Origin of the sequence: Aeromonas sp. PI_26 (assembly GCF_027854445.1) — a bacterium.
In the GTDB taxonomy this organism is placed as follows: domain Bacteria; phylum Pseudomonadota; class Gammaproteobacteria; order Enterobacterales; family Aeromonadaceae; genus Aeromonas; species Aeromonas veronii.
Genome location: NZ_JAJNOE010000027.1, coordinates 1 through 22,676 on the forward strand (window position 1 = coordinate 1; position 22,676 = coordinate 22,676).

A 22,676-nucleotide genomic window follows, 5' to 3' on the forward strand; every position below is an offset into this window, starting at 1 on the left:
ACGGGCTCAAGGTCGGGCGTGACAGGCTGTTTCAGATATTGGCCGAGCACCGCCTGCTGGTGCCACCCAGACGGGCGTATCACAAGACCACCCACAGTTTTCACCGTTTCTACCGTCATCCCAACTTGCTCAAGGCGGGGCCAGAGCAGGTCACACCGGTGGCCCCGGAGCAGGTCTGGGTCGCTGATATCACCTATCTGCCAGCCAGGAGCGGGCCACTGTACCTGAGCCTGGTGACGGATGCGTACTCACGCAAGATAGTGGGCCACCACGTACACGAAGGAATGCACGCGGAGTCGGTGGCGATGGCGTTCAAGAAAGCACTGAAGCAACGGCGTGGCAGCGGTGAACTCATCCACCACTCGGACCGCGGCGTGCAGTATTGCTCTGGGCTGTATCAGTCATTACATGAACGGTACGGGGTGAAATGCTCGATGACGGATGGGTATGACTGTTACCAGAATGCGTTGGCGGAGCGGGTGAACGGGATTTTGAAAGGAGAGTTATTGTTGCAAAGCCCGCAGGATTTGGCGCAAGCGCGGGAAATGGTGCGTGAAGCGGTGGATATTTATAACGCGGAGCGGCCGCATCATGCGTTGAAATACAGAACCCCCGATGCGGTACATAGGGGGTTCTGAGTGGAGCAACGCTAGCCGAAAATGTGTAAACCTATTTCAGGACTAGACAGGGGCAGGCCAGCTTGAAGGGATAAACAGGCGGGGAGGGGATGACTCTTCCCCGCCTGTTGCTAGCTGTGGGGGTTACCGGCGGTTAGCCGCGAGCCACCCGAAAGCGTACGCTGCGGGAGTGGCACGGCGCCAGCTCGCCAAATTCGCCAGCGGCCAGTTCAAGGGGCAAGGGCTGCTCGTCCATCCGCACCGCTTGCCAGTCGTTCAGGGCGTGTTCGCAGCTCACTTTGCCACCCTTTAGTACCACCTGCTCGCTCGGGTTGTAGACCCGGATCACCAGCGCCTCTTCATCCTCTGCCTTTTTCAGGGCGCTCAGCACCGGACCGGAGGGGTCCATGGTGAGCAGACTGAAGTGGAGCGGGGTGGTGAAGCTTGCCTTGTTGAGCTTCATGGCATCGAACGGGATCTTGTTGTAGCAGCGCACCGGGGTGAGGTAGCTGCGCGCCGCCTGCATCACGTTGGCGCTGATGTGATCACCAGCAAATGCCAGCAGGCTGAAACGGCAGCTGAGTTTGCCACGCACCTGGGAGTCCGGGGTGGGCAGCTTGATGCCGGAGGGGCGACCCGGGCGCAGCAGCAGCTCCTCTTTGCCGAGTACGCCGACCCCGCGCAGCAGGGTGAGTGCCAGGGTGTCGCACTGCTCACCGATCACTTCAAACTCGCGCAGACCGTCACTCAGCACCGCCAGCCCCTGCTTGCCATCTTGCAGGGCGACGAAGTTCATCAGCTGCCAGACCGGAATGGGAGCCTCTTTCCACCCCTCCGCTTCCCAGTCGGCCATGGCGCTGTCGTGTGTGGGGCGGGTGATGCAGCCAAACTGGTTGTCAGAGACCACAGTGTCGCTCGGGAAGGGGGTGGGGATCAGCACCCGCACCCGGTGATCATCGGCCTGATTGTCGAGCTCCAGCTCGATGTCGATGCGTGGGCTCTGGTGCGCCAGGGTGATGCGGCAGGTGACATCAAGGTGGCCGCTGCACTGGCGGTTGGCCCGCTCGGCTAGGTTGGCCGGCAAGGCCATACGCAGTTTGAGAGTGGCGATGCTCTGCCATGCCTGATGGGTAACCTCGCGAGTCACCGCAAACTCGGTGGAGTAGCGCAGCCACTCGTCCCGCGATGGCGAGTAGTCATATTCGTCGCCATCATCGGAGCCCTCTTCCAGCGTGAGCACCTGATCAAATGTGGTGCCGCGCAGTTTATCCAGGATCTGCAAAGTGCCGTTGTCATTGAGGGCGATGCGGTAAAAATCGTTCTCCAGCAGCTCGCCGCTGGCAGTCACCGGCTGCGCCAGTCCTGGCTGATTGCCCTCAATATGGAGAGTGCAGTAACCCATGGCCGGCAGCGGATGGCAGAGCTGGATGTCGTACTCCATAAAGGGGTCGTAGTTGCCGTAGTGAACGATCTGCCTGTCCACCAGCCCCGGGTCAATCTCGCGCTTGGCGCGGATGAAGCAGGGGACCGGCTGGCCCGCTTCATCGCGCAGGGCAAAGGATTGGGCGCGAATGCGGATGCTGGTGTTGATCACCTCCTGACGGGGGAAGGGCATCAGGTTGAACAGGCAGAGCTTGTCGGCCACCTGTACCCCGTCTTCACAGAGCGCCACCGGCATGTTGTCGACAATCTTGCGCATGTAGAAGCGGATCAGGTTCTCGGCCATGTCGTCGGCCAGAATGAAGCGGGTCATCACCTCCTGATGCACCTTGTCGCTGCAGCAGCAGCCGATGCTGTCATGGGCGTGGTTCTTCATGATCTCCTTCCACATCTTCTCCAGCAGCCCGTGGTGGTACTCGAAGCCGAGCGCCCAGGCGATGCTCGCCAGCGGTTCGAGGATGTTGACGATCTTGTTCTCGATAGCGGCGTGGGCCAGCTTGATATCCATCCGGGTGGAGGAGATGGTGCGGTGTACCCGCATGTATTTGCCGTCGTTGAACTCCCCCTTGAGGGTGGCCAGCTGGTCGCGGCACGCTTCGATGCGCTCGAAGACCTGCTCGAAGCGGCTCATGTGGAATTCACGCTGGGGGTAGATCTCCCGCAGCTTGTCGATGATGGCGAAGATGTTCTGCTGCAGCGGCATCTGGTCGTGGCCGTTGGGCAGCAGGATATCCTTGGTCACCGAGGCCTTCTCCAGCACCTCGAAGTAGGATTCGAGCCGCTTGCGCAGGCCCGCCTCATCTTCCGGCAGGTACTTGCCAATGGCGTAGCCAAGCGGCAGCACCTGGGCGGTCACCTCGCTGCCATCGTTGCTCTGCCAGAGGAACTCGGTCTTGTCAGTGCCGTGACGCTCGGAGCAGCCGCGCCAGAACATGGCCCGGTCAATCCCGAAGCCGTTGAAGATGTGGGGTAGCTGGGAGGACATGCCGAACGAGTCGGGCAGGTAACCGATCTTCATCGGCTCGCCAAGGCTGAGGCAGTCGCGCATCCCGTAGAGCAGGTTGCGCAGGATGGACTCGCCGCTCACCTGCATGGTGTCGGTCTGGGTGTACCAGGGGCCGATGATGAGCTTGCCCGCTTCCACCAGCGCCTTCACCCGGGCCTTGTTCTCGGGCTGGATGGCGAAGTAATCCTCCAGCACCGCGGTCTGGCCGTCCAGCACATAGAACTTGTAGTCGGGGTCGGATTCAAGCCGCGCCAGGATCTCCGCCATGTTATTGACCAGCAGGATGCGGGACTCCTCGGTGGTGAAGTACCACTCCCGATCCCAGTGCATGTGTGGCGTGATGTGAACTCGTGAAACTGTCATGACAATGATCCTTTGCTGACGCACGGCGGCCCTTGCCTGCCGTGCGGAAAAATAGTCTGTTGAAAAAACGGTGGTGAAGATGAGCCTTACTCTGCGGCGACCACCTGATAGGTGCCGCGCTGCATGGCGTGACGGCGCCAGCCGATCAGCACCACACTGGAGATAAGGGTGCCCACCAGCGCTGCACCGAGCCAGACGGCGGCAGCCATCAGGGCACCGTGGCCGCCATCGTGGAGCAGAAAGAGGGAGAAGATGCCGGCACCCGGGGTGGAGAGACCAATCCCCATGGCACCCACCATGGCGCCAGTGACCACCGAGCCTGCGAGGAAGGAGCCGATCACCCGGATTGGATCTTCGATGGCCATCGGAATGGCGCCCTCGGTGATCCCCGCCAGCCCCAGTAGCCAGGTCGATTTGCCGGTCTCGATCTCGAAGGTCTGGAACAGGCGTGGCGCCAGCAGGGTGGAGAAGGTGACGGTAAAGGCCGAGACCATCTTGACCGCGCCGAAGATGGCGTAAGGGCCGTAGACCCCGTTGGCCATGGCGCCGAGGCAGAAGGCGTAGGCCGCCTTGTTGACCGGGCCACCCAGGTCAAACGAACACATAAAGCCGAGCAGGGCACCCAGCACCAGCGCATTGGTGCCGGAGAGGCCGTTGAGCCACTCGGTGAGGCTGTTGTTGAGCCAGGCCACCGGCTGGCCGATGACAAACAGCATCAGGCTGCCCGCCACCAGAGTGCCGATCACCGGATAGAGGTAAAAGGTGAGAAAGCCGTTGAAGTTGGGGCTAAGGCGCAAATGCTGCTTGACCCAGCGCATCAGGTAACCGGCGATAAGACCACCGACCACACCGCCGAGAAAACCGGAGCCAATCATGTTGGCGGCCAGTCCCGCCGCAAAGCCCGGGCCCAGCGCCGGTTTGTCGGCCAGCGAATAGGCGGTATAGGCCGCCAGTACCGGTACCATCAGGGTGCCCAGCATGCCGCCGCCCAGCTTGCGGTACATCCAGAGCCAGGAGTTCTCGGTGTCAAACAGATGTTGCAGGCCGAAGATCTGGGCCAGCAGCACAGAGACGGCGAGCACGGTACCGCCCGCTACGATCAGCGGTACGGCAAAGGAGATGCCGCTCAGCAGCGCCTGCTTGAGTTCGGTCTTGAGGCCCACCTTCTTGCCGGTCTGCGTGTCGCTCTGACTGGTGCTGGGGGTCGGGGCGGTACGGCCGGCCTTGGCCGCTTCCAGCGCGTCATTGAGGATCCGCTCGGCATGGCGGATGGGCTCGGCCACTGGCGTCTCGATCCGGGGGATGCCAATAAAACGCTCCTGCTCCTTGATGGCCACCTCGGCGGCGAAGATGCAGGCCATCGCAGCATCGAGTGCTTCTTGCGGCAGGCGATCCTCGATGCCGTTGGCACCCTGCTTCTCGACCAGTACCCGGATGCCCAGCTTGCGCCCCGCTTTTTCCAGATACTCGGCAGCCATATAGGTGTGGGCGATCCCCGCCGGACAGGCGGTGACACAGACCACAGTGGGTTTATTTGTATCTAAGTTGTCTTCTTTTGCTGGTTGCTTGCCGCCATCCCCTTCACCATCGAGCAGCGCCATCAGTTGCTCGGCACTTTTGGCTGCCAGCACCGCCTCGCGGGTATCGTCATCTACCAAAGCGGTGGTGAGGGTGGTGAGCAGCTGCATATGTGTGGAGCCCGCCTGATCGGTCGGGATCGCCAGCATGAAGATCAGGTTGACCGGCTCGGGGCCGTCGATCCCCTCCCAGCCCAGCTCTTCGCTCAGGGTAGCGACGGCAAAGGCTGCTTCGCGCACCGCATCGCACTTGCCGTGGGGCACTGCCAGCCCTTCGCCAAGGGCGGTGGGGCCCTGCGCCTCGCGGGCCATGACCGCGGCCAGAAAGGCGGCCTTGTCGTGCAGCTTGCCGGCCTGATCGAGCCGATCAGTCAGGGCATGAATGGCCGCATCCCGATCGGCAAACCGGGTTTGCAGCGTGATGAGATGGGGGCCGGTAAGACTGGTCAGATTCATGATGATCCTCTGTCAGGTTGGCTTGCCAGCAAGCCGTCATGGTGAAAGTGACAGCGATGCTAACAAACCGGCCGACTGATTTTTGTGAGTGGTATCATACAATTCTCTATTTGTATTGTTTTTGTATTGTTGGTTTGAGGTGATTTGTTAGGTCAAATGAGGCCGAGCCGTTTTGTCTGCCGGGTAACTGGGGTAGAATGGCGCCTCTTCCATTTATCATGGCGCAGAGCCGACGAGGTGGCCTTTCGTGTCGAAAAAACCCATGTATCGCCAGATAGCCGACACCATCCAGCAGTGGATTGCGCAAGGGGAGCTGGCCCCCGGCGATGCCCTGCCCACCGAAGCCGAGCTGCGCGAGCAGTTCGGGGTGAGCCGGGTGACGGTGCGTCAGGCTCTCAAGCAGCTGACCGAACTCAACGTCATCGAGAGTATTCAGGGCAGCGGCAGCTACGTGCGGCAGGAGAAGGTGAACTACGACATCTATCAGCTCACCAGCCTCTATGAGAAGGTGACCGATCCCGCGGCCGAGACCCACAGCGACATTCTCGCCTTCGAGGTGATCAAGGCGAGCAGTGAGTTGGCCGAGCGGCTCAATCTGCTGGAGGGGGCGCTGGTCTACTACGTCAAGCGGGTGCGCTTTATTCGCCAGATCGCGGTGACGCTGGAGGAGACCTGGATGCCGCTCGCTCTCTTCCCCGATCTCAGCTATGCGGTGATGCAGGGCTCGAAGTACCACTACATCGAAGAGGTGAAGCAGCTGGTGATCGACCGCAGCGAACAGGAGATCATTCCGGTGCTCCCCTCGGCGCAGGTAGTGGAGGCGCTCGGTATCGATCCTGCCAAGCCCATTATCGAGAAGGTTTCCCGTGGCTTCTTGCAAGATGGCACCGTGTTCGAGTTCAGTCGCAACTTCTTCAAGAGCGATGACTACAAGTTCACCCTGGTCGCTCGCCGCGCCAAGGGGTGAGCAGGCGCAAGCACCCGAGATTAAAAAGGCCACCACCGTGTTTGCGGTGGTGGCCTTTGTTTTTGGCAGATTGCCGGGCTGAATGGCAGATTGGCTGGTGGTTTGATGTAGCCGTTCTACTGGGCAGAGTCTTTGATAACTCCCTCGACCCGTACCTGCAGGCTCCCTTGTGCCAGGGTGGTGACGAGCTGGTCGCCGCTGCTGACCTGATCGGCGCGGCTGATGACTTCGCCACGCGCAGTGCGGGTGATGGAGTAGCCGCGACCCAGAGTGGCAAGCGGGCTCACCCCGTCGAGGCGGGCGGTGAGCATGGCGAGGCGGTGACTAGCAAGGTCTTGCCGCTTGGCAATCAGGGCATGGAGTCGCTCCTCGGCCAGCTGATGGCGGCGCTTGCCAGCGGCCAGCAAGCGCTCCGGGCTCTTGCCCTGCAGGCGCAGCTCAAGGTTGGCGAGGCGCCGCTCACCCTGATGCAACCGCTGGCGCAATAGCTGCTGTAACCGGCTGGAGAGCTCGTCGAGTCGCTGGGACTGCTGTTCCAGTCGCCGCTTCGGGTCCTGATGGTCGAGCCGCTTTTGCAGCAGGATGAAATCGTGGCGGGCTGCGGTCTGCTGGCGGTTCATTGCCTGCAGGAGTCGCTGCTTGAGGTGAACGAGACGCTGGGCCCGGGCGCTCTGATCCGGCGCCACCAGCTCGGCGGCGGCCGATGGGGTAGGGGCACGCAAGTCGGCGGCAAAGTCGCTGATGGTGACATCCACCTCGTGGCCCACCGCGCTCACCACAGGTATGGCGGAGTGGGCAATGGCACGCGCCACCATCTCTTCGTTAAAGCACCAGAGATCTTCAAGCGACCCGCCACCACGGCCGACGATCAGCACATCCACCTCGGCGCGCTGGTTCGCTTTGGCGATCGCCGCGACGATCTGGCTGATGGCAGCGCTGCCCTGTACCTGAGTCGGGTAGATAAAGACCGGCAGATCCGGCGCACGCCGTTTAAGCACGGTCAGCATATCGTGCAAAGCCGCGCCGGTGGCGGAGGTGACAAGGCCCACCGCCCGCGGTTCGCGGGGCAGCGGCCGCTTGCGGCCTTCGTCAAACAGCCCCTCGGCGCCGAGGCGGCGCTTGAGCTCTTCAAAACGCAGCGCCAGCACGCCATCGCCCGCTGGCTGCATCGACTCGATGATCAGCTGGTAGTCGCCGCGCGGCTCATAGAGGGAGACCCGCGCCTGCACCAGTACCTGCATGCCATCCTGCGGGCGGAAGGCCACCCGCCGGTTGTTGCCCTTGAACATGGCGCAGCGCACCTGCGCCGACATGTCCTTAAGGGAGAAGTACCAGTGGCCGGAGCTTGGCATCGCCAGATTGGAGAGCTCGCCGGTCAGCCACACCAGCCCCAGATCCTGCTCCAGGATCATGCGCACTGCGCTGTTGAGGCGGGTGACGGTAAAGACCTGCTGCTTGCGGCCGCTCGCCGCACTGGATGGGGTAAATCGGTTCAATGGCGTACCTGTAGTCTGCCCCGGCGGGGCCGGGATAAAACGATGGCCGCTATCTTACCCCAGCGCGGGGCAGGTGCCGAGCCTCTATCAGCCCGAGCACCCGATATCGCCTTTGCAGGGCTTTCATTCGTTCTGTGGCTGGCTGACAAACGCGATCTTGTGCAGGCCGTGGCGAGACGCAGCTGCCATGACGTTGGCGATGGTGCCATATTCGACCCGTCGGTCGATGCGCAGCTGGATCTCGGGCAACTCGCCGGGAGCTTTGCTGGCGCTCTCCATGTGGGCCAATAGCGCCGCTTCATCCACCTCCTGCTCGTTCCAGTAGGTCTTGCCGCGCTGTCGATGGAGAGGGTGATCGCCTCCGGTTTGGGCTGATTGAGCTGGCTGCTCGCCTTGGGCAGATCGAGTTTGACCGCGTTGGTGAGCAGGGGCGCGGTGATCATAAAGACGATAAGCAGCACCAGCATCACATCGATCATCGGGATCATGTTGATTTCGCTGAGGGGCTGCTCATCCTCATCGCCGGGCAGGGAACCGAATGCCATTATTGGCCTCCCGTTTTGGCTGAGCGCCGGGCAAGGCGGGTGACATTGTTGGCAGCCGGTTCAAAACCGGTCAGCAGCAGGGCAAACAGGTCGTGGGCAAAGGCATCCAGTTCAGCCATAAAAAGCGGCCCCAAAGGGCCGCATCAGATTTATGGTTGGGCCATCACTGTTGGCCCTTCTTGATTGTTTCGGAGACCAGATTGGACATATCGAAACTGGTGCCGCCTTGCACGGGGGGATATTTCACCAGCGTCTTGAGGTGGTCACTGACAATTTCATTGACGGGGGCCAGCAACCACGACATTTTTTGCAACAAATGTCCCTGTGCATCGCGGGAGTCGTAACTCTCGAAAGGGTCGGCCCGCAGGTTATATATTTTGGGAACGGTCAAGGGAACCACATTGGCATAATAATCCTCCTTGGTGGAGAAGTGGAATTTCCATTGGCCAAGTCGCACAGCAGTCAGCTTGTCTTCGTAATAATAAAGAATGGAATCGCGGTTGGATTTATTGGTTTTCCCTTCCCAATAATCGAGGTTGTTGATGCCATCGATATATTGTTTCTTCTCTTTCATCATCTTGTCTGCGACATTGGTTTCACCTGCCGCTGCTGCAAGGGTAGTAAAGAGGTCTTGATGACCCTGAATACCGTTCAAGACGGTACCAGCAGGAATATGCCCCGGCCAGCGAACCATCATGGGTACTCTCACCCCACCTTCATAGGTAGACATTTTTTCACCGCGGAAGGGGGTGGTACCGCCATAAGGCCAAGAGGAGTGTTCCGGGCCATTGTCCGTGCTGTAAACAACAATGGTGTCTTTATCCAGCCCCTTTTTCTTCAAATAATCGAGTACGAGGCCAATATCATGGTCATGCTGCAGCATGCCGCTGCCATGATAGTCATATTCACTGGTGTACTCTTCCGCGGCATAACGCCATTTCTCATTGAGGCGGGTATACAGATGCATGCGGCTGGTATTGAGCCAGACAAAGAAGGGTTTGTTCGAAGAACCAGCTTTGTCCATAAAGCCCAGAGCTTTCGGGATCACCTCGTCTTCGTCAAATGCCTTCATCCGTTCTTGGGTCAGCGGGCCTGTGTCGGTGCATTTCTGTTTGCCTACTTCGCCAAAACGTGGCTCGACCGTTTTATCTTCCTTCGTGGTGGCGTAGCAGTGCAGTACCCCTCTGGTACCAAATTTCTGGTCGTACTTCTCGACGGATCCGGAATAATCCTTGGCAAATCGCTGGTAGTCCCGTTGCTCGGACTCTTCCTGGGTGTTGAGGTGGTAGAGGTTGCCAAAGAACTCGTCAAAGCCGTGAACCGTGGGTAGGGAGAAGTTGTGATCGCCAAGGTGGTTTTTGCCAAATTGTCCGGTGGCATAGCCCTGTGCCTTCAACACTTCGGCCAATGAAGGGGAGGCGCTTTTCAGACCCAGCGAGCCCCCTGGCATGCTGACTGTCGTCATGCCGGAACGAATGGGGTATTGGCCGGTGATAAAGGCTGCCCGTCCTGCCGTCGAGCTGGGTTGGGCATAATGATCGGTAAACATGGCCCCTTGCTGGGCAATGCTGTCAATATTGGGTGTCCGGTAACCCATAGTGCCCATGCCGTAGGCACTCACGTTTTGCCAGCCGATATCATCGCCAAAAATGACCAAAATATTTGGTTTTTTTGCTTCTGCGGCATGCAGCGATGGCACGACGGACATTGCCGTGAGCATCGCGGTCGCGATAAGCGTTTTACGCATGATAACTCTCCTTTATTGTATTGAAATAAACAACGACTCTGCCTTTTTTCAATTGGCCGAATTATCAAGTGAGATAACCCAGCGCTTTTAAAATACGAACAACATCTGGACCTATATGGTCATAGAATCGATAAAGCCCCTGGCAAAGATAATTCAAGCCAGGTTCACCCGTTTTGGTATTAATGATTCGGTTCTTGGGACACTCTCCCCAACATAATTTCAGATAATTGCAGCTTCGGCACTGCGCAGGCAATGATGCCTTTTTATTCATGCCAAATTGCTGCTGTACGCTGGAAAATGCCATATCGCCGAGGTGGGTATGCAAGATATTGCCGATGCGATAGTTCTCATAAACGAAATGGTCGCAGGAAAAGACGTCACCGTTATGTTCAATGGCCAGCGCCTTGCCGCAAAATTCTGACTGGGTACAGGTCTGGGCTGGCATACCTGCGGATTGGGCTATCACGGTTTCAAACAGATTGACATGGATGTTGCCAATGTCTTTTTGAAACCACTCATCCCAGACCTGGCAAAGGAAAGCACCGTAGTCGTCAGGATCGACCGACCAGGCGGTAACGATGGAGAGAGGATGGGCCGGGGTCGCCCGGGCGTCTCCCTGTTTTGGCTGGCTTTTGGCCGAGAGCAGAGAGGGGGCTTGAACCTTGAATGCCTGCGGCTCGACCGCCGGAGTAAATTGGACCCGAGTTGCCCCAACCTCATCGACCAGAAAGCGGTACACGGCAACCGGATGCAGGGCATTGAGCCGGTTGACGACACATAACGCGGCAAAGGGGATGTCGGCCTCACGCAGGCGTCGGGCTGCCACCATGACCTGATCGAAGGTCGACTTGCCGCTGCGGCTCTTGCGGTAGGCATCGTGCAGGGAACGTGGCCCGTCGATGGATAATCCGACATGAAAACCGTGGGTTTTGAGAAAGGCAATCCAGCCATCATCCAGTGCAATGCCGTTGGTCTGCAGGTCATTGCCAATGTGTTGACCGGGTTTGGCATAACGAGCCTGAAGCTCAACGATGCGCTCAAAGAATGCCAGCCCCATCAGCGTGGGCTCACCTCCTTGCCATGAAAAGATCACCTCATCACCGGTCTGGGCTTCTATGTATTGGCGTATATGCTGCTCGAGCACACTGTCGTCCATCCGGGCGTGTCGTTCGTGGCCCAACAGTTCACTTTTATGTAGATAGAAGCAGTAATCGCAGTCGATATTGCAGCGTGCGCCGCCGGGTTTCACCATGGTGTGGAAGCGATAATGGCGTCCGGCCGGAAGAGGAGGTAACTGCAAACTGGGTTGGTTCATGAAATCCTCTGCTAAACAGTGTGATGAATATCCAGAAGGTGTTGTGATAGTCCCTCTGAGCTCCCGCTTATTGGGTCTGGATGTGCGGCACTGGGTCGTAATACATCAAGCTGAACGGATGCAATCTGGCTTTCAAGGAGGCCATGTCGGTGATATCCAGCCCTCCGCGCCGAATCGTGATCTCGCCCGTTCGAGCCAGCTCTTTTAACACCTCATTGACTCTGGGGCGGCTGATTCCAGCAATCTGGCTGAGCTTCTGCTGAGTAATTTGCAATGAGGAGGCAAAGGGGTCTGCCGCGGTATTTTTGGCGACCAACTCCAGCAAGACATAAGCGATGCGGGTAGTCAGACAAAAAAGAGTATTGCTCCCCATCTGCAAACTGATACGCACTACTTGCTGGGCGATATGAAACAAAAACTTGAATACTTCCGGGTCTTTCTCGGATAACGATTCAACATCTGCTCTGGGAAATAGCCACAACTCGGTCGGCCACAGTGTTTCATAGCGCTCGGAGGGGGCGTAGGCCGGATTATGAATTGACTGTGTGCCCAGCCAGCAACCCCGTCCAAAAATAAGGCCAAGAGAGTTGCTCATGCTGGCATTGGCTGCATAGCCGACAAGACAACCGGATGACACATAGATCACGCCCGGCAGACTGCCCGTCAGGCGCTGGCAATCAAATGGCTTTGCCAGTGCCAACAAGTTCGCCTGAGTGGATGGATGAAGCGCGCATGGCCAAGCAATGTCGTCGTTCATTATCGAGAGTCCTGTATCAGATGATCAGAGCCGATGCTAAGCCCCATTTCTCTTTGCCTGATCGGGGGGACGTTAGTGACGGCTGAGTCAGTATATCCCGCCGAGATCGTCACCTCTGTTCCCGGAAGAACAGTTTGGGAAAAAACCGCTTTTTTATTTTCACCCTCAATTTGTGACAAACAGCAGTTGGAGTGAAACAAAGGAAATTAAAGCTCCAGTAATACCCCCAGCTCCACCACCCGGTTGGCCGGAATATGGAAGAAATCGGTCGCCTTGAGGGCGTTGCGATTCATCCAGACAAACAGCCCCTCGCGCCAGCGGGCCATGCCCGTAATATCGGTGCTGACCAGATTTTCGTGGGAGAGGAAGAAGGAGGTCTGGCTCATGGCGACTTTAAGGTCGTGCTGGGCACAGGCTTGAAAAATCTCCTCCATGTCGGGGGTCTCCTTGTAGCCAAAATGGGCCACCACTTGCCAAAAACCATCCCCGAGTTGTTTGAGCTGGACCCGTTCGCTAAAGGCGAGCCAGGGTTCATCCTTGATGCGAACGGTGAGGAAAATGATCCGTTCGTGGAGGATCTTGTTGTGTTTGAGATTGTGCAGCATGGCATGGGGCACCACCTGCTCCGAGCGCGACAAGAACACGGCTGTGCCCGGCACCCGCAGCGGCGGGTGCTCAAGCATGTTGTCGACAAAGCGGGTCAGGGCAAACGACTTGTTCTCCAGTTTGTCGAGCACCAGCTCGCGCCCCCGCTTCCAGGTAGTCATCACCAGAATGGCGAGCAGGGCAAACAGAATGGGGAGCCAGCCGCCCGCCAGCAGCTTGGTGCTGTTGGCGGCAAAGAAGGTGGCGTCTACCAGCAGCAGCGGCGCGCACACCAGTGCAATCAGCCAGCGTGGCCACTTCCAGCGCGTGGCGGCTACCACCATCAGCAGCAGGGTAGTGAGCACCATGGTACCGGTGACGGCGATACCGTAGGCGGCGGCCAGATTGCTGGAGGTCTGGAACCAGAGGATCACGATGACAATTCCCGCCAGCAGCAACCAGTTCACCAGCGGCAGGTAGATCTGGCCAATCTCCCGCTCGGAGGTGTGGCGGATCTCCTGACGCGGCAGATAGCCGAGCAGGATCGCCTGACGCACCACCGAGTAGGTGCCGGAGATAACCGCCTGCGAGGCGATGACGGTTGCCATGGTGGCCAGCACCAGCAGTGGCAGGGTGAGCCAGGAGGGGGCGAGCAGGTAGAAGGGGTTCTCGACGGCGGCGGGATTGCGCAGCAGCAGCGCGCCCTGACCGAAGTAGTTGAGCAGCAGGGCCGGCATCACCAGCGAGCCCCACGCCAGTCGGATGGCGCCGCGGCCAAAGTGGCCCATGTCGGCGTAGAGCGCCTCCGTGCCCGTCACGCAGAGCACCACGGCGCCCAGGGTAATGAAGGCAACACCGGGTCGCTCGACAATAAAATCAATGGCATAAAGCGGATTGATGGCCTGCAGAATGACCGGATTCTGGATGATCTCGATGGCTCCCAGCAGGGCCAGCACGCCAAACCAGAGCAGCATGATGGGGCCGAACAACTGGCCTATCCCCGCTGTGCCGTAATGCTGGGCGCCAAAGAGGATGACCAGCACGATCAGCGTCACTGGGAGCACAAAGGGGGCGAGATCCGGGGCGATCACCTCCAGCCCCTCGACGGCAGAGAGTACCGAGATGGCGGGAGTGATCACCGCATCCCCGGCAAAAAGTCCTACCCCGACCAAGCCAAGCAGCATGGCAATGGTGCGAGCGCGGGGCGAGAGGCGGCGCGATGCCAGCGAGGCGAGGGTCAGCACACCCCCTTCGCCCTTGTCGTCGGCACTCAGCACCAGCAGCACATATTTGAACGAGACCACCACCATGATGGTCCAGAAGAAGAGGGAGATGAGGGAGAGAACCTCCTGTGGGCCCGGCTGCAAACCGATGTGGCCGGCAAAGCACTCCTTGAGGGCATAGAGCGGGCTGGTGCCCAGATCGCCGTAGACGACCCCGAGCGCTGCCAGCGTAATCGCCGCCCGTCCTTGGTGAAGTTGTCGACCCATCATGAAATTCCATTTCAATTCAGCGTGTTAGTCATGATACGCAAGAGTCGGATGCAAAGGAACAGGATTATCGGGAAAGCACTTGCCAGCACGAAAACGGGCAATTTTTGCACCAGTGAAACCATCAAGGCAGACAGCGTTTCGTAGGTGCAACAGTGCAGTTTTATGCCTCCGAAGTGTGGCAATAGTGCGGCAATAACGGGGACGTGACTGCCTCTCCGAATCGGTGATTTTCGCTCTGGATTGCGGCTGTTTTTACCGGGAAAAGTGGAGCCATTCTGACCGCGCAGAGAGGGGCACCTGGCAAACGGGCAGGGTGCATAAAACACCACTTTGCCAACTCTTTTGCCCCGAAATGGCGGTTTTCGTACTGATAATCTTGGTTTTTTGGCGTTTTGGCCTCCTAAATGAGGGCTACGCCATAAAAAATTCAAAAAACTTCTTTACCAGTGACCAATCCGTGAGTAAACTTCGTCGGCAATATTTTACACCCCCACTTCCTCAACGGTGAGATATTGCCATGCTCAGGATTGCCAAAGAAGCGTTAACCTTCGACGATGTACTGTTGGTTCCCGCCCACTCCGAAGTTCTTCCCAATACTGCCGATCTGCGTACCAAGCTGACCTCCGCCATCAGCTTGAACATCCCGATGATTTCCGCCGCCATGGACACAGTGACCGAAGCCCGTCTGGCTATCGCACTGGCCCAGGAAGGCGGTATCGGCTTTATCCACAAGAACATGTCCATCGAGCAGCAGGCTGCCGAAGTGCGCAAGGTCAAGAAGTACGAGAGCGGCGTGGTGACTGACCCCGTCACTGTACGCCCTGACATGACCATCGCCCAAATCAAGGAGCTGAGCCACAAGAATGGCTTCGCCGGTTACCCCGTGGTGACTGACGGCAATCAGCTGGTCGGTATCATCACTGGCCGTGACGTGCGCTTCGTGATTGACCTCTCCCAGACCGTTGAACAGATCATGACCCAGAAAGATCGTCTGGTCACCGTGCGTGAAGGGGCCCCTCGCGAAGAGGTGGTTGCCCTGATGCAAAAGCACCGTATCGAAAAAGTGCTGGTGGTGAACGGCGACTTCAAACTCAAGGGCATGATCACCGTTAAAGATTTCCAGAAAGCCGAGCGCAAGCCCCACGCCTGTAAAGATGACAAGGGTCGTCTGCGGGTCGGTGCTGCGGTTGGTGCCGGTGCCGGCAACGAAGAGCGCGTCGCTGCGCTGGTAGAAGCCGGTGTAGACGTGCTGCTGATCGACTCCTCCCACGGCCACTCCCAGGGCGTGCTGGATCGTATCAAGGCCACTCGTGACGCCTATCCGGATCTGCAGATCATCGGTGGCAACGTCGCGACCGCCGCGGGCGCCAAGGCGCTGGCTGCTGCTGGTGTCAACGCCGTCAAGGTCGGTATCGGCCCGGGCTCCATCTGTACTACCCGTATCGTGACCGGCGTGGGTGTGCCCCAGATCACCGCCATCTCCGACGCCGTTGACGCGCTGGAAGGCACCGGTATTCCGGTGATTGCCGATGGCGGCATCCGCTTCTCCGGCGACATCGCCAAGGCCATCGCCGCGGGTGCCAGCTGCGTCATGGTCGGTTCCATGTTCGCCGGTACTGAAGAAGCGCCGGGCGAGATCGAGCTCTATCAGGGTCGCTCCTTCAAATCCTACCGTGGTATGGGTTCTCTGGGCGCCATGTCCAAAGGCTCCAGCGATCGCTACTTCCAGACCGACAACGCCGCCGACAAGCTGGTGCCGGAAGGTATCGAAGGTCGCGTGCCGTACAAGGGCCGCCTCAAAGAGATCATCCACCAGCAGATGGGCGGCCTGCGCTCCTCCATGGGCCTGACCGGCAGCGCCACCATCGACGACATGCGCACCAAAGCTGAATTCGTGCGCATCTCCGGCGCCGGGATGAAAGAGTCCCACGTCCACGATGTGACCATTACCAAAGAAGCCCCCAACTATCGGATGGGCTGATAAAACGGGGCCCTGCGCCCCGTTTTTCCACCCTTTTTTTATCCCGTGCCCTTTGTGACAACATCAGCCTGATGCAGGAATAAAATGACTAAAGACATTCACCAGCACCGTATCCTTATCCTCGACTTCGGTTCCCAGTACACCCAGCTGATCGCCCGCCGTGTGCGCGAAATCGGCGTCTACTGCGAACTGTGGGCCTGGGACGTAACCGAAGAGCAGATCCGCGAATTCAATCCCAGCGGCATCATCCTCTCCGGCGGCCCCGAGTCTGTCACCGAAGCGGGCAGCCCGCGTGCCCCCGAGTATGTGTTCAACGCCGGTGTCCCTGTGTTCGGCATCTGCTACGGCATGCAGACCATGGCCGAGCAGCTGGGTGGCAAGGTGCAATCCTCTACCGAGCGTGAATTCGGTTACGCCAAGGTGGAAGTGCTGGGCGAAGCTGGCAAGAGTAGTGCGCTGCTGCGCAACATCGAAGATGCCATCGCCGACAACGGCAATGCCCTGCTGGATGTCTGGATGAGCCACGGTGACAAGGTCACCACCATTCCGGCCGACTTCACCACCATCGCCCAGACCCCGACCTGCCCGCACGCGGCCATGGCGTGTGAGGCCAAGCGCTTCTACGGCGTGCAGTTCCACCCGGAAGTGACCCACACCCGTCAGGGTGCCCGCATGCTGGAGCACTTCGTCAAAGACATCTGCGGCTGCGAATGCCTCTGGACCCCGGCCACCATCATCGACGACGCCGTTGCCCGCATTCGCGAGCAGGTGGGCGACGATGAAGTGATCCTCGGCCTCTCCGGCGGTGTCGACTCCTCCGTGGTTGCCATGCTGGTGCACCGCGCCATCGGCGATCGCCTGACCTGCGTATTCGTGGACAACGGCCTGCTGCGCCTGAACGAAGGCACCCAGGTGATGGAGATGTTTGGCGATCACTTTGGTCTCAACATCGTCAAGGTCGATGCCGAAGAGCGCTTCCTCTCTGCCCTGGCCGGTGTTGACGAGCCGGAAGCCAAGCGCAAGATCATCGGCCGCGTCTTCGTCGAAGTGTTTGATGATGAAGCGAAAAAGCTGAAAAACGCCAAGTGGCTGGCGCAAGGCACCATCTATCCGGACGTTATCGAATCCGCTGCCAGCAAGACCGGCAAGGCCCACGTCATCAAGTCTCACCACAACGTCGGCGGCCTGCCGGAAGAGATGAAGATGGGTCTGGTCGAACCGCTGCGCGAACTGTTCAAAGACGAAGTGCGCCGCGTTGGCCTCGAGCTGGGTCTGCCCTACGACATGCTCTACCGTCACCCGTTCCCGGGCCCGGGTCTGGGCGTGCGCGTCCTTGGCGAAGTGAAGAAAGAGTACTGCGATATCTTGCGCCGCGCCGATGCGGTCTTTATCGAAGAGCTGCGCAAAGCCGACCTCTACAACCAGGTCAGCCAGGCGTTCGCCGTCTTCCTGCCGGTGCGCTCCGTTGGCGTCATGGGCGATGGTCGCAAATATGACTGGGTCATTGCGCTTCGCGCCGTCGAGACCATCGACTTTATGACCGCCCACTGGGCTCACCTGCCGTACGACTTCCTCGGTCACGTATCGAACCGCATCATCAACGAGATCAATGGTATCTCCCGCGTGGTGTACGACGTTTCCGGCAAGCCGCCTGCAACCATCGAATGGGAATAAGCGGCTCGCGCCCTTCTACCCTTCGAGCATAAAAATGCAAAAAGACGCCCTTGAGGCGTCTTTTCTTTTTTCAATCGTTTGCGCCACACATCTTCTTTTTTCGAGCAGCTTTTTTGCCACCTTGCCCCTGTCATATGTGACAGGGGCATTTTTGCCATCTCGCACTAGGCTCTCTCATGCCAATTGAGCCCGCAGTCAACAGCGGCTCGTGGCTGGGGGGAGGGCTGATCCAGTTACAGATAGCTGCACAAACAGGCCCATCGTTATCGCGCCAACCGGCAGTGATGACACCCCGGTGGAGACCAGAAACCACTTGAATCAACGGGGCGCAGCCCGAACGGCCAAACGAGTCGGGATCATAGAGCACGGAGAGTTTGATATGTCAGAACAAGCAGTGTTGGTGGGTGGATGGACCGCATATCACAAGCTGACCGCCGAGGATCAGGCGGTATTTGATCAGGCGCTGAAAGGATTTGTCGGGGTGCAGTACGTACCCTTTGAAGTCTCCACTCAAGTGGTGGCTGGCACCAACTACCGCTTCAAGTGCAAGAGCACTGTGCCGCTTGCCAAACCGATCCATGGCGAAGCCGTGGTGCAGATCTTCAAATCACTGGACGGGGATGCCCATATCACCTCCATTACCCCGATTTGATTGGGTGCGGGGCAAGGCGGGGAGGGGGAGATCGCCTAACTGGTTTGCTCCAGACACCAGATAAAAGAAAGACGCCTTAGGGCGTCTTTCTTCTTTTCGGTGGCTTGTTGAGAGATCAACATCCTATCTATCAATTGTAAGGATTGGTTCGAACAATGGAAAAGTGGGGGTTCCAAAATTTTGTCTTGCAGAAATAAGCTTGTAAACCATGTGTAGTTCAGTTGAAATGAATGAACTGCAGGGACTACTACCAAACTCCGGTAATAGAACTTTATTAGAGATGAGCGGTAGTATGACCAAAGATGAGTTAAAAAAGTGTCGTTTGTATGTTTCCATTTTTTAAGGGGGCGTTAATTTCGTATCATATGATAAAGACAATCACCTCTCTAACACGAAGGTTTGCTAATCGCCTTGATAGTGTTGTGTCTTGGCTGGAAAGTAAAGGCAGAACAGTCAACACACCATCTAAGTTCGTGGATCTTGCGCCAACTGATGAAGCAGACAAGACAGGTGTATATTCCGAAGCGATTTTGTTTGCTACGAATAATTCGAAGATATTCAACATCGCCCTAACTGGTCCCTACGGGTCAGGAAAGAGTAGTATAATCCAGACCTTCTTGCGGAATTATCGGCGACCTGCACTTCATATTTCACTGGCTTCGTTTGTTCCCGAAACGGATTCGGAGGGAGGAAAGGTGAGTCGCCAAGAGATTGAGAGGAGTATCTTACAGCAGATGCTGTATGGTGCTGATGCAAATAGACTTCCATTGTCACGATTTAAAAGAATTCAGTCTCCAAGTTCATTTTCTATATTTAAATCTCTATTCATAATGCTTGGCGTTGTCTCACTTTGGTACGTTTTTCATCAGCGAAATTATATTATCAGTGGCACTTACTTTACTCCATTCGAAATCAGCAACGGTATAAATATTTCCATATTTACTATCGCGGTGATATTTTTCTGGGTAATGCTTCATCATTTTTATGTTGCTAGCTTTGGATTGTCATTGAAAAGCATATCGTTAAAAGATATTGAAATAAAACCAGCGTGTGATGACCAAGCATCTATATTAAATAGACATCTAGATGAAATAGTCTATTTTTTCCAATCAACGAATTATGATCTTGTTATTATTGAAGACTTAGACAGGTTTAACAACGCAGAAATATTTGTCACACTACGTGAGATTAACAATCTCGTAAATGAGAATGCAGGTGTAAAACGTACTATAAGATTTCTCTACGCATTGCGCGATGACATGTTTGTTAGTACAGATAGAACAAAATTTTTCGAATTCATTATACCAGTAATCCCTATAATTAACACATCAAATTCGATCGATATGGTATTGGCGCAAGGAAAGAGACTTGATCTAGATGGGCGCCTTGATCGACAATTTTTGAGAGAAGTATCACGGTATCTGAATGATCTTAGGTTGATTCAGAATATTTTTAATGAATACTCTATCTATGTGGCTAATTTAGAAACTGATGGAGAGAATCTCCTCGATGCTAATAAACTCCTTGCGATATTGATCTATAAAAATGTCTATCCAAGGGACTTTGAGATGTTACACCGCGGTACAGGCAATCTTTATGAAATATTAACTCAGCAGGATAATTTTATTGAGTCTGGTGAAGCTACTTATAGGGCTGAAATCACGGAGGTAGAGAAGCAGATTGAAATTATTGAGCGACAAACACCTTCTAACCTGAAAGAATTGCGGCAAATATACGCGATGGCTCTGGTAGAGATGCTTCCTGCGAATGCAACGAGTGTTAGTAATAATCAGCAAGTGTGGATTGAACTTCCCAAACTGGCCAGCAACGATATGTTCGAGCAGCTAATAGACGCTTCATACATCTATTGTTACACCAGTAATTATGGATCCCAAAGAGTCTCCATTTCCACCTTGCAAGACGAAGTTGACTCTCAGAGATCCTACCAGCAACGCAAAATGGACATAGAAGGTAAAGCGATTGATATTAAGAACAAAAACTTGCGTCGTATACAAGACTTAAAATCAAATATTGCAACTCTTCGTACAATTAAGCTTAATAAGCTTCTGCGTTTGAACGTCGCGCGCGTTCAGCATCTATTCGATAATTTCGCGGAAAACGGAGAGTTGGCTCGTTTCCTGATTTTAGAGGGCTATCTAGATGATACCTACTATCAATATACTTCACTCTTTCACTCAGGGCGTTTATCGCCTAATGACAATAAATTTCTTATCCAGATCCGAGCATTTGTCACCCCAGAACCAAATTTTCCTATCGATAATCCACATGAAGTGATCGCCGCGATGCGAGAAGAAGACTTCCGGCAAAACTATATTTTGAATGTTAAACTTGTCGATAGTCTTTTAAGTGACAGAGGGCGATACCTTACCCAATTGCAAAAACTTTTCAAGTTTATCTCATCAGAGTTCGAAAGTTGCGAGGTTTTTTGGGACGCTTATTATACAAGCGGTCGAGAAGTTGTAGGACTACTTTCGGGGCTTGCCACCGCTTGGCAAGGCTTTGTTCCTACTATTTTGGCTAGCCACAATAATATATTCCACGTAACACAACTCGTTTCTAATTTACCAGAAAGCCAACTCGAAGAGCTGGCAAAGAGTTTCGAAGAACTACCTTTATTTGTTTCGGAGAACTTACCTGAAATTTTGGTAAATTCACCTGAAATTGCACCAGAACGTCTTGTATGTCTTAGCTTTGATGTCAAAAATCTGGCCGCAATCAAAGAACATTTTGAGATTGTACGCGCTATGTTCGAGAAGGGGCGCTTCGAACTTACAATCGCCAATCTGGAGTACATCTATCAAGTCATTTTGGGAGAGAGTGATCTCGAGCAACTACGTGAGAGAAACTTTACAGCTATACGTTCGACGAATAACACAACCTTAATGACACGGATCGAACGCGATTTCGAACGCTACCTACATGATATCCTTGTGGTGCTTGAAGAGAATTCAAAGGAGGATACCTCGGCTATTCTTGCCGTTATGCAGCATGAAGGACTTGATCAGGATGATCTACTGAAATTTCTTGAACAACAGACGACCTTGTTGCCAACGTTAGCGGATGTTCCAGAGAAATTGCATGCAACACTGTTCAAGTTAGGTTTGATCGAACCAACTTGGCTGAACTGTCAATCTTTTATGGAAAGTAAAGAATTCGTGGCGGAGAGTTTAACAGGGTATCTTGACCGAGATACTGTCCGTACAGCTCTCCTGAAACAGCCTATTCCTAGTGATGATGATTCACAGAGACTGCGTCGCTTCCTCTTCAATGCTGGCTCTCTGTCTGACTCCGCCTATAGAGAATATATTCATGCTCTACCGAAGCCATTTAAAAAACTACCAGAAGGGTTTACACCTGAAAAGTTTCGCATTCTGATTGATGAAGGTAAAATTGTCTTCAGTAATGAGAGTCTTGATGCACTCGCTGATTACAAGGATCTGCAGGTTTTATTTGTGGCAGAAAACATAAATATATACCTTGAAGATCCAGACGAATTCGACCTCGATGATGATTTTAAAGAAAGTCTTCTTCGCGCTGAAATTGATAATAAAGCCAAGCTTGGGATTATTGGTTTGATGGATCTGGAGTTACTTGTGAACCACCCTGAACGGTCGGCTCTCATCGGTAAAATTATTAACAGGACTGGTGCCAACATATCCAATATCAATAGTGGCATTGCTCAATCCTTAGTCATTCACTCCATGCCTGTTGCGACGAAAATTTCACTCTTTAATAAATACCATTCTCTTATGACGGATGACGAAGTGCGTTTTGTCTTGGCAAATCTACCGAAGCCATATTCTGAAATAAAAGTTGGATACAATATTCCGGTTTTGAAGAAAACTCCTGAGAATCAGGTTCTTGTTATATGGCTTAATGACAGGGAAATTATCTCATCATGGAGTGAGAGTCGTGTGTTCACTGACGAGATAAGAGTGAATCTTTATCGGCGCTGACAAGAGAAAGGGCTGATTGTGGAATCGG

At 55.5% G+C, this 22,676-nt stretch carries 13 protein-coding genes and 1 pseudogene; 6 read left to right on the plus strand and 8 right to left on the minus strand.

Features of this window, described 5'->3' with window-relative positions; genetic code table 11:
* Window positions 1-638, plus strand: a 638-nt coding sequence (locus tag LRL22_RS19770; RefSeq protein WP_270906184.1) for an IS3 family transposase, incomplete at its 5' end; no start/stop codon positions are given.
* Between the two features lie 133 nt (window positions 639-771).
* On the opposite strand, the gene mngB is transcribed toward LRL22_RS19770, so the two are convergent.
* Complete coding sequence (gene mngB, locus LRL22_RS19775) at window positions 772-3,426, minus strand: mannosylglycerate hydrolase (RefSeq protein WP_270906185.1); 2,655 nt, start codon at window positions 3,424-3,426, stop codon at window positions 772-774.
* Window positions 3,427-3,512: 86 nt separating this feature from the next.
* Window positions 3,513-5,459 (minus strand): PTS 2-O-a-mannosyl-D-glycerate transporter subunit IIABC, encoded by a 1,947-nt coding sequence (mngA, locus tag LRL22_RS19780; RefSeq protein WP_270906186.1) that lies wholly within the window; start codon window positions 5,457-5,459, stop codon window positions 3,513-3,515.
* Window positions 5,460-5,706: 247 nt separating this feature from the next.
* Here mngA and LRL22_RS19785 point away from each other — a divergent pair, with 247 nt between their 5' ends.
* On the plus strand, window positions 5,707-6,426 hold the full coding sequence (locus LRL22_RS19785) for a GntR family transcriptional regulator (RefSeq protein WP_005337027.1): 720 nt from the start codon (window positions 5,707-5,709) through the stop codon (window positions 6,424-6,426).
* 116 nt (window positions 6,427-6,542) lie between these two features.
* Here the strand turns inward: LRL22_RS19785 and xseA are convergent, their stop codons facing one another.
* The 6 genes and pseudogenes from xseA to LRL22_RS19815 all read right to left on the minus strand — a co-directional run bounded on the left by xseA (window position 6,543) and on the right by LRL22_RS19815 (window position 14,379).
* On the minus strand, window positions 6,543-7,922 hold the full coding sequence (gene xseA, locus LRL22_RS19790) for an exodeoxyribonuclease VII large subunit (RefSeq protein WP_270906187.1): 1,380 nt from the start codon (window positions 7,920-7,922) through the stop codon (window positions 6,543-6,545).
* A 123-nt stretch (window positions 7,923-8,045) separates the two neighbouring features.
* Window positions 8,046-8,467: pseudogene (locus LRL22_RS19795) on the minus strand (ExbD/TolR family protein).
* Between the two features lie 163 nt (window positions 8,468-8,630).
* Complete coding sequence (locus LRL22_RS19800; protein WP_270906188.1) at window positions 8,631-10,214, minus strand: arylsulfatase; 1,584 nt, start codon at window positions 10,212-10,214, stop codon at window positions 8,631-8,633.
* Between the two features lie 64 nt (window positions 10,215-10,278).
* Window positions 10,279-11,529 carry an anaerobic sulfatase maturase gene (locus tag LRL22_RS19805; protein WP_270906189.1) on the minus strand — a complete coding sequence of 417 codons (1,251 nt, stop codon included), beginning with the start codon at window positions 11,527-11,529 and terminating at the stop codon, window positions 10,279-10,281.
* 67 nt (window positions 11,530-11,596) lie between these two features.
* Window positions 11,597-12,286 carry a Crp/Fnr family transcriptional regulator gene (locus LRL22_RS19810; RefSeq protein WP_270906190.1) on the minus strand — a complete coding sequence of 230 codons (690 nt, stop codon included), beginning with the start codon at window positions 12,284-12,286 and terminating at the stop codon, window positions 11,597-11,599.
* A gap of 206 nt (window positions 12,287-12,492) precedes the next feature.
* Window positions 12,493-14,379 (minus strand): potassium transporter Kup, encoded by a 1,887-nt coding sequence (locus tag LRL22_RS19815; protein WP_270906191.1) that lies wholly within the window; start codon window positions 14,377-14,379, stop codon window positions 12,493-12,495.
* Window positions 14,380-14,881: 502 nt separating this feature from the next.
* Here LRL22_RS19815 and guaB point away from each other — a divergent pair.
* The 4 genes from guaB (at window position 14,882) to LRL22_RS19835 (ending at window position 22,648) form a co-directional block, all read left to right on the plus strand.
* Window positions 14,882-16,345: an IMP dehydrogenase gene (gene guaB, locus LRL22_RS19820; RefSeq protein WP_005345006.1), complete on the plus strand. Its 1,464-nt coding sequence runs from the start codon at window positions 14,882-14,884 to the stop codon at window positions 16,343-16,345.
* A gap of 84 nt (window positions 16,346-16,429) precedes the next feature.
* Entirely contained in the window at window positions 16,430-18,019 is a 1,590-nt protein-coding gene (gene guaA / locus LRL22_RS19825; RefSeq protein WP_041207518.1) for a glutamine-hydrolyzing GMP synthase, read from the plus strand.
* Between the two features lie 379 nt (window positions 18,020-18,398).
* Window positions 18,399-18,671 carry a hypothetical protein gene (locus LRL22_RS19830; RefSeq protein WP_005337011.1) on the plus strand — a complete coding sequence of 91 codons (273 nt, stop codon included), beginning with the start codon at window positions 18,399-18,401 and terminating at the stop codon, window positions 18,669-18,671.
* Between the two features lie 326 nt (window positions 18,672-18,997).
* Window positions 18,998-22,648, plus strand: coding sequence for a YobI family P-loop NTPase (locus LRL22_RS19835; protein ID WP_270906192.1), 3,651 nt, complete (start codon window positions 18,998-19,000; stop codon window positions 22,646-22,648).
* The last annotated feature ends 28 nt before the right edge of the window (window positions 22,649-22,676 follow it).